Annotated in this window: 11 protein-coding genes and 1 pseudogene; 4 read left to right on the top strand and 8 right to left on the bottom strand. The window is 68.0% G+C overall.

The annotated features are described in order from the left end of the window. Nucleotides 1-383: 383 nt before the first annotated feature. The 5 genes from ntrC to can form a co-directional block, all read right to left on the bottom strand. Nucleotides 384-1,850 carry a nitrogen regulation protein NR(I) gene (gene ntrC, locus K344_RS0107650; RefSeq protein WP_028080172.1) on the bottom strand — a complete coding sequence of 489 codons (1,467 nt, stop codon included), beginning with the start codon at nucleotides 1,848-1,850 and terminating at the stop codon, nucleotides 384-386. Then, complete coding sequence (glnL, locus tag K344_RS0107645; protein ID WP_043114036.1) at nucleotides 1,847-2,914, bottom strand: nitrogen regulation protein NR(II); 1,068 nt, start codon at nucleotides 2,912-2,914, stop codon at nucleotides 1,847-1,849. Before glnL ends, ntrC begins: the two co-directional genes overlap by 4 nt. 85 nt (nucleotides 2,915-2,999) lie before the next feature. Beyond that, a complete protein-coding gene (locus tag K344_RS0107640; RefSeq protein ID WP_028080170.1) occupies nucleotides 3,000-3,533 on the bottom strand; it encodes a DUF4124 domain-containing protein in 534 nt (177 codons plus the stop codon). Between the two features lie 169 nt (nucleotides 3,534-3,702). After that, nucleotides 3,703-5,112 carry a glutamate--ammonia ligase gene (gene glnA / locus K344_RS0107635; RefSeq protein ID WP_028080169.1) on the bottom strand — a complete coding sequence of 470 codons (1,410 nt, stop codon included), beginning with the start codon at nucleotides 5,110-5,112 and terminating at the stop codon, nucleotides 3,703-3,705. A 167-nt stretch (nucleotides 5,113-5,279) separates the two neighbouring features. Further along, a complete protein-coding gene (gene can / locus K344_RS0107630) occupies nucleotides 5,280-5,936 on the bottom strand; it encodes a carbonate dehydratase (protein ID WP_028080168.1) in 657 nt (218 codons plus the stop codon). A 122-nt stretch (nucleotides 5,937-6,058) separates the two neighbouring features. Here can and K344_RS20725 point away from each other — a divergent pair, with 122 nt between their 5' ends. From K344_RS20725 to rimO, 3 genes are all read left to right on the top strand, one after another. After that, nucleotides 6,059-7,432 carry a cation:proton antiporter domain-containing protein gene (locus tag K344_RS20725; RefSeq protein WP_051362004.1) on the top strand — a complete coding sequence of 458 codons (1,374 nt, stop codon included), beginning with the start codon at nucleotides 6,059-6,061 and terminating at the stop codon, nucleotides 7,430-7,432. A 67-nt stretch (nucleotides 7,433-7,499) separates the two neighbouring features. Then, nucleotides 7,500-8,408, top strand: a complete 909-nt coding sequence (glyQ, locus tag K344_RS0107620; RefSeq protein ID WP_028080167.1) for a glycine--tRNA ligase subunit alpha — start codon at nucleotides 7,500-7,502, stop codon at nucleotides 8,406-8,408. Between the two features lie 110 nt (nucleotides 8,409-8,518). Then, a complete protein-coding gene (rimO, locus tag K344_RS20720; RefSeq protein WP_043114035.1) occupies nucleotides 8,519-9,901 on the top strand; it encodes a 30S ribosomal protein S12 methylthiotransferase RimO in 1,383 nt (460 codons plus the stop codon). A gap of 49 nt (nucleotides 9,902-9,950) precedes the next feature. Here rimO and K344_RS24970 read toward each other — a convergent pair. Together K344_RS24970 and K344_RS0107610 are read right to left on the bottom strand one after the other, a co-directional pair. Continuing rightward, nucleotides 9,951-10,115 (bottom strand): annotated as a pseudogene (locus tag K344_RS24970) (GFA family protein); the annotation flags it as partial. 1 nt (nucleotide 10,116) lies between these two features. After that, nucleotides 10,117-11,016, bottom strand: coding sequence for an AEC family transporter (locus K344_RS0107610; protein WP_028080166.1), 900 nt, complete (start codon nucleotides 11,014-11,016; stop codon nucleotides 10,117-10,119). Between the two features lie 415 nt (nucleotides 11,017-11,431). On the opposite strand from K344_RS0107610, the gene K344_RS0107605 reads away from it, so the two are divergent. Beyond that, nucleotides 11,432-12,010 carry a type 1 glutamine amidotransferase domain-containing protein gene (locus tag K344_RS0107605; RefSeq protein WP_028080165.1) on the top strand — a complete coding sequence of 193 codons (579 nt, stop codon included), beginning with the start codon at nucleotides 11,432-11,434 and terminating at the stop codon, nucleotides 12,008-12,010. On the opposite strand, the gene K344_RS0107600 is transcribed toward K344_RS0107605, so the two are convergent. Then, a complete protein-coding gene (locus K344_RS0107600; protein WP_028080164.1) occupies nucleotides 12,007-13,287 on the bottom strand; it encodes a sugar MFS transporter in 1,281 nt (426 codons plus the stop codon). The two genes, K344_RS0107605 and K344_RS0107600, sit on opposite strands and share 4 nt — an antisense overlap. Nucleotides 13,288-13,311: the final 24 nt, after the last annotated feature.

The raw sequence follows: 13,311 nt of genomic DNA, 5'->3' as shown, positions 1-13,311 counted from the left end.
CCCCTCCGCCAGGGAAGGGCGTTGGCCGGCAGGGCGCGGTAGTGCGCGCCGTGCCAGCCAAGTGCGACGACGGTCAGGATGACTGTCGTCGCGCCAGGGACGGCGCCGGCCGCGGCCGGTCTTCGTCGTCGTTGCGCATGTCAGCGGATCATCGGCCGGAGCGCTTCGCGCCAAGGCCTGCCCCTTTGATCGGCGCAATGGCGCGGCGCGGCAGCCTCGCAGGATCAATTTTTTCCCGCCATGGCGGCCGGCCCCGCATCACGCGCAAAGCTTGGCGACCGCGGCCCGGCGTTCCTTGATCTTCCGCGTCAGCGCGCCGCGTTGCTCGCAACGCGGATCAAGCGATCGAATACGCTGACGCGGGCCGGGTTCGCAGCGGTCCGCTACTCGTCCTCGCCCATGCCGAGTTCCTTGATCTTCCGCGTCAGCGTATTGCGGCCCCAGCCGAGACGCTTCGCCGCCTCCTGACGCTGCCCCTTGGTCGCGGCAAGCGCGACTTCGATCATCGTGCGTTCGAACAAGGGCACGGCGGTGCTGAGCAGATCGCTGTGGCCGGAAGCCAGTTCCTTCTGCGCCCAGTCATGCAGGCGCTCGTTCCAGCCGCCCGGCGCGGCGATCGGCGCCGCGGCGGCGGCCTCGGGAACCGCGATGGTCACGGCCGGCGCGCTCGGCGCCGCGGTCAGCGGCGGCGTGCTCGCACCCTGCAGCAGCTCGGGCGGCAAGTCCTGGACGTGCACGTCCTGCCCGGGCGCCATCACGGTCAGCCAGCGGCAGATGTTCTCGAGCTGGCGCACATTGCCCGGCCAGCCGAAGAGCTTCAGCCGCTGCAGCACGTCGGCGCGCAGGCGCTTCGGTTCGGTCTTCAGTTCCTCGGCGGCGCGAATGAGGAAGGAACGCGCCAGCTGCGGAATGTCTTCCGGACGCTCGCGCAGCGGCGGGATGCGGATGCGGATGACGTTGAGGCGGTGATAGAGGTCTTCGCGGAAGCGCCCCTCGCGGACCAGCGAGTCGAGGTCCTGGTGGGTCGCGGCGATCACGCGCACGTCGACCTTGACCGGCGCGACGCCGCCGACGCGGTAGAACTCGCCGGTCGACAGCACGCGCAGCAGGCGTGTCTGCAGGTCGGCCGGCATGTCGCCGATTTCGTCGAGGAACAGCGTGCCGCCGTCGGCCTGCTCGAAGCGGCCCTTGCGCTGCGTCGCGGCGCCGGTGAACGAGCCGCGCTCGTGGCCGAAGAATTCGGATTCGAGCAGATCCTTGGGAATCGCCGCGGTATTGATGGCGATGAAGGGCTTGCTGGCGCGCGGGCTGTTGGTGTGCAGGGCGCGCGCCACGAGTTCCTTGCCGGTACCGGATTCGCCGGTGATCAGCACGGTGATGTGTGATTGCGACAGGCGGCCGATGGCGCGGAACACGTCCTGCATGGCCGGCGCTTCGCCGATCATCGTCGCCGGCGGCTCGGCCGGAAGCTCCTCGGCGACCTCGCGGTTGCGCGCCGCGCGGCGCACCAGATCGGCGACGCCGTCGACATCGAAGGGCTTCGGCAGATACTCGAAGGCACCGCCCTTGTAGGAGGCGACCGCGGCGTCGAGATCCGAATGCGCGGTCATGATGATGACCGGCAGCTCGGGGTGCGCGGCGTGCACGCGCCCCATCAGCGTCAGGCCGTCGACGCCCGGCATGCGGATGTCGGAAATCAACACGTCCGGCGCGCCGTCGGCGAGCGCGTCGAGCAGCTCGGCGGCGCCCGGGAAGCTCGTCACCTGCATGCCGGCGCGGCTCAGCGATTTTTCAATGACCCAGCGGATCGACTCATCGTCATCGACGATCCAGACGTTGAGGGCGTTCATGCGGTTTCAATCGGCAGGTAGATGGAGAACACGGTGCAACCGGGCCGCGAGCGGCATTCGATCAACCCACCGTGGCTGTGTACGAGGTATTGCGAGAGCGGCAGCCCGAGACCGGTGCCTTCGGCGCGCGTGGTGACCATGGGATAGAAGATCTTCTCCATCATGTCGCGCGGCACGCCGGGGCCGTTGTCCTCGATGTCGATCTGCACGACGAGCTTGTGCCGCACCGCGGCGATGGTCAGCTGGCGGCGCGTGCGCGTGCGCAGCGTGATCAGGCCGCTGTTGCCGACCGCCTGCAGGGCGTTGCGCAGGATGTTGAGCACGGCCTGGATGATCTGCTCGCGATCGACCACCACTTCCGGGATGCTGGGATCGTAGTCGCGCAGCACGGCCACCTCGGCCGGCGCTTCCGCCTGCACGAGGCGGCGCACGTGCTCGAGCAGCTCGTGAATGTTGAGCAGCACCTTCTGCGGCGCGCGATTCGGTCCGAGCATGCGGTTCACGAGATTCTGCAGGCGATCGACCTCGCGGATGATCACGCGCGTGTACTCGCGATGCTGCGAATCGGGGAACTCGTGTTCCAGCAGCTGCGCGGCGCCACGAATGCCGCCGAGCGGATTCTTGATCTCGTGCGCGAGGCCACGGATCAGCTCGCGGCTGGCATCGAACTGCGACTGGAACAACTCGTCGCGCGAAATGCGCAGATGGCGGTCGACCGGCAGCATCTCCAGCAGCAGGCCCGGTTTCTTGCCGACCACGAAAGGCGTCGCGGTGAGATCGACGGTCACCGCCGGACTGCCGTTGCGCGCCAGCCGCGTCTCGCGCTCGATGAAGCCGGTCGAACGGTCGAGCGCGTCCTGCAGGCGTCCCTGGTGCGGTCCGAAGTGCGGCATCGCTTCGGCCAACGGCGCGCCGAGCGCCAATCGGCGCGAGACTTCGAACAGTCCCTCGGCAGCTGAGTTGATCATCGACACGCGCAAGCCTTCATCGAGGGCGACCACGGCGGTGGTCAATCCATCAATGACGTCCTCCGCCGTAACGCGACTGCGAACACCCAATTTCATCAGGCAAGCGACAGCAAGATGCAGGCCATGGCCGGACCGGCCGAATCGGCCCATCCGTCGGCACGGGATGCACCAGTATAGGGCTCTAGCCTTTTATTGGTGCGCCGGCCGCCAGCTTGAGCGGCGCGACGCGAAAGCGGCTCGCTTCCGAGCGTGCGAGTTCGCGACCGTGATCGTCGAGCAGGATGATCTGCAGCTCGTGCGTGCCGGCCGGCAGAGGCTGCAGCGGGATGCTCAGGGCGTCCACCGGCGCGGCCGTGACGGAACGCCCATCCACTTGATAGACAAGCCGAAATCCGCTCACCAGCGCAGGCATCACGCTGGCCGCGGCGACCAGCGGGGCGGCCTTCGCCGGCAGGCGCTGGTCCGGTGTCGGCGACTCCACGCGCACCGCGAAACGCGCCGCCTGACGCAGGGCTTCGGGCGAGTAGAACACCGTCCGCTTGCCGGCGCCGGCGCCCGGGCTCACGCCCGATAACGGGGCAAGCCGGATCGGCCTGGCATGCTTGTCCGGCGCGCGGTCTGTGTAGTGGACCACGCCTTCGGCGTCGACGTAGCGGTACACGGCCTCGTCCGCCGCGGCGGCCGCGACGAACCCCAATAGCAGACTGGCCAGCATCCCCCTCATGCGTGGCAGCCTAGCCGAAGGCGCGCAAAAGAAAAGCCCCCGCCGGATGGCGAGGGCTTTTGAACCGATCAACGACAGAATGCAGCTCATCACACCCTTCACATCGCTTGCGATGTGAAGAAAAAACATGCCCTGTCGTTATTCGCGCTGACGCTTCGCGTCAGAGCGAATAATACATGTCGAACTCGATCGGGTGCGTCGTCATGCGGAAGCGCGTGACTTCCTGCATCTTTAGCTCGATGTAGGCGTCGATCAGGTCATCGGTGAAGACGCCGCCGCGGGTCAGGAACTCGCGGTTCTTGTCGAGGTTCTCGAGCGCCATGTCGAGGCTGTGGCAGACGCGCGGAATCTTCGCGTCCTCTTCCGGCGGCAGGTGATACAGATCCTTGTCCGCGGCTTCGCCCGGGTGGATCTTGTTCTGGATGCCGTCGAGGCCGGCCATCATCATCGCCGCGAACGCGAAGTATGGGTTCGAGGTCGAGTCCGGGAAGCGGACTTCGATGCGGCGGCCCTTCGGGTTGGCCACATACGGGATGCGGATCGAGGCCGAACGGTTGCGCGCCGAGTAGGCGAGCATGACCGGCGCTTCGAAGCCCGGCACCAGGCGCTTGTAGCTGTTGGTGCCCGGATTGGTGAAGGCGTTGATGGTCTTGGCGTGCTTGAGGATGCCGCCGATGTAGTACAGGGCGAGCTCGGAGAGGCCGCCGTACTTGTCGCCGGAGAACAGGTTCTTGCCGTCCTTGGCCAGCGACTGGTGGACGTGCATGCCCGAACCGTTGTCGCCGACGATCGGCTTCGGCATGAAGGTCGCCGTCTTGCCGAACTGGTGGGCAACGTTCTGCACCACGTACTTCAGCTTGAGGACTTCGTCGGCCTTCTTCACCAGCGTGCCGAACTTGACGCCGATTTCGCACTGGCCGGCGGTGGCGACTTCGTGGTGATGCACTTCGGTCGGCATGCCGACGGCTTCGAGCGTCGAGCACATCGCCGAACGGATGTCCTGCAGGCCGTCGACCGGCGGCACCGGGAAGTAGCCGCCCTTGATGCCCGGACGGTGGCCGGTGTTGCCTTCGGCGTAGTCCTTGCCCGAGTTCCAGGCGGCGTGCACCGAGTCGATCTCGACGAAGCTGCCCTTCATGCCGGCGTCCCAGCGGACGCTGTCGAAGATGAAGAATTCGTTTTCCGGACCGAAGAAGGCGGTGTCCGCGATGCCGGTCGACTTCAGGTAGGCCTCGGCGCGCTTGGCGAGCGAGCGCGGATCGCGCGAATAGCCCTGGCCGGTGGCCGGCTCGATGATGTCGCAGGACAGTACCAGCGTCGGGTCTTCAAAGAACGGATCGACGAACGCGGTCGAGGCGTCCGGCATCAGAATCATGTCGGACTCGTTGATGCCCTTCCAGCCGGCGATCGACGAACCGTCGAACATCTTGCCATCGGTGAACAGCTCTTCCTCGATGGTGTGCGACGGCACGGTGACGTGCTGTTCCTTACCGCGGGTGTCGCAGAAGCGGAAATCAACGTACTTGATTTCCTTCTCTTTAATGGTCTTCAGAACGTCAGCGCCCGACATGGGTCCAGTCTCCTTAGGGAATCAACGAATTCAATGCCGCCGGGGTCTCGGCCACCGGCGCGCGCCAAAGTGCAGCATGAAACATGCCAGTGGACGCAATGCGGGAGCTAAAACGGGGCGCGCTATCGTAACCGCTTTCCGCGGCGCACCGACAGCCCGCTGGCGGCTCAGCGCGGCTTGGCGAGCACGGCCTCGACGGCGCTCTCGTAGGCCGGCCCGAGTTCGTCGCGCTTGTCGACCGTCATGCCGAGATCGCGCAGGCGGCCGTCCTCGAGGCTGTACACCCAGGCGTGCAGGCACAGCTCCTGGCCGCGCGCCCAGGCGTCCTCGGCGATCGTCGTCTGGCCGACGTGCAGGACCTGGGCGAGGACATTGAGCTCGCAGAGGCGGTCATGCCGGGTCGCGTCCTCGGGAATCGCGTAGAGCCGCGACGCGTGGCGGTCGGCGACGTCGCGGACGTGGCGCAGCCAGTTGTCGGCCAGGCCGACGCGCGTCTGGCGCAGCGCGGCACCGACGCCGCCGCAGCCGTAGTGGCCGACGACCATGATGTGCTTCACCTTCAGCACATCGACAGCGTACTGCATCACCGTCAGGCAGTTGAAGTCGGTGGGCACGACGACGTTGGCGACGTTGCGATGGACGAACACCTCGCCCGGCGGCAGGCCGAGAATCTCGTTGGCCGGTACGCGCGAGTCGGCGCAGCCGATCCAGAAATAATCCGGGCGCTGCTGCGCGACGAGGCGCTTGAAGTAATCGGGGTCCTCGGCAACCTTGTCGCGGGCCCAGGTTTCGTTGTTGCGGAAGAGTGGCGTGAGCGATCGCATGGCGGCGCGAATATACCCGGCCGCACGGCAAATGAGGAGCCGCGGCGGCGACGGGGCGGCGCGCATTGACCCGTCGCGGACGCAGATGCGACCGTAAGCGCCTCCGCATTCGCCCGACGACCATGCGCCGGTTTGCCCTGCCTTATCTGCTGATCCTGCTGCTTTCGTTCGCCGTCATCGCCACGCTCGTGGCGCTCGGCGCCCGGCACTATCCGGCGCTCGCCGCCGCCGTGCCGACGACGGCGCCGGTGCTGTCGGGCACCACGCCGCTGGCGCGGCTGCTGCTGCAGATCGTCGTCATCCTGGTGGCGGCGCGCGGGCTCGGCCGCCTGTTCCGCCGCCTGGGCCAGCCGCCGGTGATCGGCGAGATCGTCGCCGGCCTGGCGCTCGGCCCCTCGCTGCTCGGCGGCCTGTGGCCGGCCGCGTCGGCGCAGCTGTTTGCGCCGGCTTCGCTCGGACCGCTGGGTCTGCTGAGCCAGCTCGGCGTGCTGGTCTTCATGTTTCTCGTCGGCCTCGATCTCGACCCGGGCACGATCCGCCACAAGGCGCGCACCGCGATCGTCGTCAGCCACACCAGCATCTTCGTGCCGTTCGCGCTCGGCGTCGGCCTGGTGCTGGTCGCCTACCCGCAGCTCGGTGCGCCCGGCGCGCCCTTCGCGTCGCTGGCGCTGTTCATGGGCATCGCCATGAGCGTCACCGCGTTTCCGGTGCTGGCGCGCATCCTCGAGGATCGCGGCCTGCTGCAGACCGTGATCGGCCGCGACGCGATCGCCTGCGCGGCGATCGACGACGTCAGCGCCTGGTGCCTGCTGGCGCTGGTGGTCGCGCTCGCCAAGGGCGACGGCCTCGCCGGCGTGGCGCTGACCGTGGCGCTGACGGCGCTGTTCGTCGCCGCCATGCTGCTGCTCGTCAAACCGCTGCTCGCGCGCTGGGCGGCACAGCGCCAGTCGCGCGGCGCGGATGCGCTGCAGATCAGCGTGGTGCTCGTGGCGCTGCTGCTCGCGGCGACCATCACCGAAGTCATCGGCATCCATGCGCTGTTCGGCGCCTTCGTCGCCGGCCTGGTGATGCCGGCCGCCGGTGCCTTCCGCGGCCACGTGCGCGAACGCCTGCACGCCTTCGCCACCATCGTCCTGCTGCCGCTGTTCTTCGCGCTGTCCGGCCTGCGCACGCAGCTCGGCTTGATCGACGGCGCCGGCGACTGGGCGCTGTGCGGCGCGATCGTCGCGCTCGCCGTCGCCGGCAAGCTCGGCGGCAGTTACGTCGCCGCGCGCCTCACCGGCGCCGGCCGCGAGGAGGCGTTCACGATCGGCGCGCTGATGAACACGCGCGGCCTGATGGAACTGATCGTGCTCAACCTCGGCTACGACCTCGGCATCCTGTCGCCGCGCGTGTTCAGCATGATGGTGGTCATGGCGCTGGTGACGACGCTGATGACCGGCCCGCTGCTGACGCTCGCCCAGCACCGCGCCGGGGCGCTCGCGCGGCCGGCCTGAAGGCGACCGTGTGCGCAGGGGCGCTTGATATACTCGCCGCCTTTCGTTCCGCTCCGCCTTCGCCGCCATGACGTTCCAGGACCTGATTCTCACGCTGCAGAAATTCTGGGCCGCGCAAGGCTGCGTGATCGTGCAGCCGATGGACATGGAAATGGGCGCCGGCACCTTCCACTGGTCGACCTTCCTGCGCGCCGTCGGCCCGGAGCCCTGGAACACCGCCTACGTGCAGCCCTCGCGGCGGCCGACCGACGGCCGCTACGGCGAGAACCCGAACCGCCTGCAGCACTACTACCAGTTCCAGGTGCTGATGAAGCCGAGCCCGGCCGACATCCAGCAGCTGTACCTGGACTCGCTGAAGCTGCTCGGCTTCGATCCGCTCACGCACGACATCCGCTTCGTCGAGGACAACTGGGAGTCGCCGACGCTCGGCGCCTGGGGCCTGGGCTGGGAAGTCTGGCTGAACGGCATGGAGGTCACCCAGTTCACCTACTTCCAGCAAGTCGGCGGTCTCGAGTGCCGGCCGGTCGCCGGCGAGATCACCTACGGCCTCGAACGCCTGGCGATGTACATCCAGAAAGTCGAGTCGGTCTACGACCTGGTGTGGGCGCGCGATCCGCTGAGCGGGCGCGTCGTCACCTACGGCGACGTCTACCACCAGAACGAAGTCGAGCAGAGCACCTACAACTTCGAGTACGCCGACACCGCGGCGCTGTTCGAGCGCTTCAACACCTCCGAGGCGGAGTGCCAGAAGCTGCTCGCGCTGGAGACGCCGCTGCCGCTGCCGGCCTACGAGCGCATGGTCGCCTGCTCGCACGCCTTCAACCTGCTCGATGCGCGCGGCGCGATCTCGGTGACCGAGCGCCAGGCCTACATCCTGCGCGTGCGCACCCTGGCGCGCGCCTGCGCCGAGGCGTATTACGCCGCCCGTGAAAAGCTTGGCTTCCCGATGCTCGCCGCGGCGAAACAAGCTGCCTGATTCCGGCCCCTGCGCCGCGCGCGCGTCGACCGACGGAGGCGCGGCGGCCGGCTGAAAAATCGCCAACCGGCTAGAATGCGCGCCCTTCGCTGTCCTCGCATTCCGCAGTCATGGCCCGTCCCGCTTCCGCCAGCCGCCGCAAAGGCGCCGCCAGCAAACCCACCGCGCCGAAAGTCGGCTTCGTCTCGCTCGGCTGTCCGAAAGCGCTGGTCGATTCCGAACGCATCCTCACGCAGCTGCGCGCCGAGGGCTACGAAACAACGCCGACCTACGACGCCGCCGACGTGGTCGTCGTCAACACCTGCGGCTTCATCGACGACGCGGTGGCCGAATCGCTGGACGCGATCGGCGAGGCGCTGGCGGAAAACGGCAAGGTCGTCGTCACCGGCTGCCTGGGCGCCGGCCCGAAGAGCCAGATCGTCCGCGACAAGTTTCCCGACCTGCTGTCGATCAGCGGCCCGCAGGACTACGTCTCGGTGATGAACGCGGTGCACGCCGCGGTGCCGCCGGCGCACGATCCGTTCTTCGATCTCTTGCCGCCGCAGGGCATCAAGCTGACGCCGAAGCACTACGCGTATCTGAAGATTTCCGAAGGCTGCAATCACAAGTGCAGCTTCTGCATCATCCCCTCGATGCGCGGCAGGCTCGCGTCGCGGCCGGTCGGCGAGGTGCTGCTCGAAGCCGAGAAGCTGGTGAAGTCCGGCGTGCAGGAACTGCTGGTGATCTCGCAGGACACCTCGGCCTACGGTGCGGACCTCAAGTACGCCAGCGGCCAGTGGCGCGACAAGGCCTACGAAACGCGCATGCTCGGCCTCTGCAAGGGCCTGTCCGAGCTGGGCGCCTGGGTGCGCCTGCACTACGTCTATCCGTATCCGCACGTCGACCACATCATGCCGCTGATGGCCGAACGCAGGGTGCTGCCGTATCTCGACGTGCCGTTCCAGCACGCTTCGCCGAAAGTGCTGAAGGCGATGAAGCGCCCGGCCGCCGCCGAGGACACGCTGGAACGCATCCGCGCCTGGCGCAGGATCTGCCCGGACCTGACCATCCGCAGCACCTTCATCGTCGGCTTTCCCGGCGAAACCGAGCAGGACTTCGAGCTCTTGCTCGACTGGCTCGACGAAGCGCAACTCGATCGCGTCGGCTGCTTCCGCTACTCGCCGGTCGACGGCGCGACCGCCAACGCCCTGCCCGGCCCGGTGCCGGACGCGGTCAAGGAAGAACGCTATCACCGCTTCATGGAAAAACAGCAGGCGATCAGCGCGGCCAGGCTGCAGCAGAAGATCGGCCAGACCATCGAAGTGCTGGTCGACGAAATCCACGACGACGCGGCGAGCGTCGGCCGCTCCTGGGCCGATGCGCCGGAGATCGACGGCAAGGTCTACATCAAGGGCCTCGGCACGGGCGGCAAGCTCAAGGCGATGCCCGGCCAGCGCATCAAGGTCAAGGTCGTCGACGCCGACGACTACGACCTGTTCGCGACGCTCGCCTGAGCGCGACGCGCCTCAGGGATGCCGCGTCTCGGCCGGCTCTTCCACCACGCTGTACCGAGACGTAATCGCCGATCTGCTCGATGTGGCCGCGCCCGAACGGCTGCACGCCGCAGTGCCGGCAGAACGGGCGATGCGTGCTGCGGTTCGCGCCGAACGGGTAGACGCTCAGCGCGTCCTCGCCGGCCCGCAGGCGGAAGGCATCCGGCTTGATGATTTCAGCCGAGCGCCCAGTTCCACAGCGGCACGGTGACGAACGCCAGCAGCGTGCCGGCACCGAGCAAGGTATTGGCGACCGGCGGGTCGAGATTGTGCTGGTCGGCGAGGATGGTCGCCGACACCATCGGCGCCATCGCCGCCTGCAGCACGGCGATGGTCAGCGGCAGGCCGTGGACGCCGCACAGCAGGCCGAGGCCGAGCACGAGCGCCGGAATCAGCGCGAGCTTGTAGAGCAGGCCGATGCCGACCGCACCGAGCCGGTCGCGGCCGAGATGCAGGCGGAAGCGCAGGCCGACGACGAACAGGGCGAGCGGCGTCAGCGTCTGTGCGATGCGCGTCAGGACGGCATCGACGATCTCCGGCCAGCCACCGAACGCGCCGACGACGATGCCGGTGACGAGCGCGACGAAGGCCGGGAAGAAGGCGACGCGACGCACGATCTGCACGGGCTTCGGCGTCTGCCCGGAATACAGCGAGGCGACCAGAATGCCGCCGACCGCGAGGGCGATGAAGCAGCCGGCCTGGTCGGCGACGACGCCGAGCGCGAGGCCTTCGCGGCCACGCAGCGCTTCCAGCAAGGGATAGCCGATGAACGAGGTGTTGCCGAGCCCGGCGACCAGCGTCAGCCCGCCGATGCGCGCGCGCGACCAGCCGAAGCGACGGCCGAGCGTCGCGAACAGCAGCCAGGCGAGGCCGAACACCAGCCACTGCGACAGCACGAGATACAGCATGTGCAGATCGAAGTGCAGGCGCGGAATCAGTTCGAGCACCATCGCCGGCAGCGCCACGTTGATCAGCCACCAGTTGAGGCCGGGCGCCAGACCGATCGGCGGGCGCGCGTAGCGCGCGACGGCGGCGCCGAGCAGCAGGCAGACGATGAGCAGCACGAGCGCGGTCATCACCGGATTTTATCCAGACAGCCCGCGTTCAGCGCTGGCCGCAGCGCCGCGCCGGCGCTGAACTTTCGCGTGGCGCCGGAGCCTAAAACTCAGGTGCTGCATCGAGGGATCCGGCGTAGCGGGGTCCAAGGCGGTTCATAGCCGATGCGCACCCGGGGAAGGCGCGCAAGGCAGGGCGCCTTCCCCTCTTCTGCCGCATGCACGCATCAAGGAGGAAGCGATGGCGACCAAACCCGCGAAGAGCGACCGCGAAGTCGATCGCGCGCTCGAGAACACCTTTCCGGCCAGCGACGCGCCGGCCTGGGGCGGCGGCGACGAGGAACGCCGGCGGCGCGATGCCGCGGCGACCGAGAAGGCAAAAGCCAAGGTCGGCGCGAAAGCGTCGGCGAAGCGCGCGCTTGAAAAGAGCGGCGGCCTGAGGGGCAAGACCTTCGCGATCCTCGCCACCCACGGCTTCGAGCAGTCCGAGCTGATGGAGCCGAAACGCGCCCTGCAGGAAGCCGGCGCGACGATCGAAATCGTGTCGCTCCGGAAAGGCCGCATCCGCGGCTGGCGCAGCAAGGACTGGGGCGACGAGATCGACGTCGATCTCGACCTCAACGCCGCCAACGAAGGCCGCTACGACGGCCTCGTGCTGCCGGGCGGCACGCTCAATGCGGACACGCTGCGCACCGAGCCGCGCGCCATCAATTTCGTGAAGAGCTTCTTCGCGGCCGGCAAGCCGGTCGCGGCAATCTGCCACGCGCCCTGGCTGCTGGTCGAGGCGCAGGTCGTCGCCGGCCACAAGCTCACCTCGTGGCCGTCGCTGAAGACGGACGTGCGCAACGCCGGCGGCGAGTGGGTCGACGAGACCGTGGTGATCGACGATCAGCTCGTCACCAGCCGCAAGCCGGACGACATTCCGGCCTTCAACGAAGCGATGATCGGCCTGTTCGCCAAGAACCAGCGCCGCGCCGCCGCGCGCACGACGCTGGCGCCGGGCGACGTCAGCTAGACCGCGACCGGGTGCCGCCGGCAATAGCGGCCGAACGCCGCGATGCCGAGGTAGCAGATCGCCGGTACCCCGAGCGCGAGACGCAGCGAGGCGGCGTCGGCCACCGCGCCGGTCAGCAGCGGCACGATCGCGCCGCCGACGATCGCCATGCAGATCAGGCCCGAGCCCTCGGCGGCGCGCTCGCCGAGGCCCTCCGAGGCGAGCGCGAAGATGGTCGGGAACATGATCGAGTTGCACAGGCCGACAGCGATCAGCGCCAGGCCGGAAAGCGTGCCCGTGCTGAGGCCGGACAGCAGCAGCAGGCTGATCGCGCCGCCGGCGGCGAGCGCGAGCACGGCGCCGGGCGCGAAGCGGCGCAGCAGTGCGGCGCCGATGAAACGTCCGACCATGGCGCCGCCCCAGTAGAAGGCCACGCGCTCGCCGGCCGCCTGCGAAGCGAGTGCCAGCGTGTCCTCCCGCATCAGATAGCTGACCATCACGCTGCCGATCGCCACTTCGGCCCCGACATAGAGAAAGATGCCGAGCGTGCCGAAGGCGAAGCGGGGGCGTCGGAACAGATCGAGCGACTGCCGCAACGAGACGCTCGCGCCGCGACGCTCGACCAGACGATGACGGCCGCGCCAGACCAGCGCCGCGATGATCAGCAGCGCGAGCGCGAGTCCGAAGTAGGTGCGATCGACGACATGGATTTCCTGGCGGCGAAACGCCGCCAGCGCCTCGCCGCTCAGCGTCGACACGTCCACTTGCGCGAGCGAGCCGAGAATCAGCAGCGCGCCGACATACGGAAATACCGTCGTGCCGAGCGAGTTGAAGGCTTGCGCGAAGGTCAGCCGGCTATGCGCGGTGCGCGGATCGCCGAGCAGGCTGATCAGCGGATTGGCGACCACCTGCACGATGGTGATGCCGGACGCGAGCACGAACAGCGCCAGCAGGAAGGTCGCGAACACGCCGGCGAACGAGGCCGGGATGAACAGCAGGCAACCGGCGGCCATGGTCAACAGGCCGATCACCGCGCTGCGCATGTAGCCGACGCGCTGCACCAGGCGGCCGGCCGGTGCCGAAACCAGAAAGTAAGCCAGGAAGAAGGCCGACTGCACGAGCATCACTTCCGCATAGCTCAGCGCGAAGAAACTCTTGAGCTTCGGGATCAGCACGTCGTTGAGGCTGGTGATGCCGCCGAAGATGAAGAACAGCGCGAAAACGAAGATGCGCAGATCGCGGTTCGACGAGGCATCGCCGCCCGGCGCCGGCGGCGTGGCGGTCGTGTTGAGGTTCATCAGCCGGTTTCTCCTCTGGCTTCG

The organism is Solimonas soli DSM 21787, from assembly GCF_000474945.1.
Classification (GTDB): domain Bacteria; phylum Pseudomonadota; class Gammaproteobacteria; order Nevskiales; family Nevskiaceae; genus Solimonas; species Solimonas soli.
This window is presented reverse-complemented; position numbering and strand designations above follow the sequence as displayed.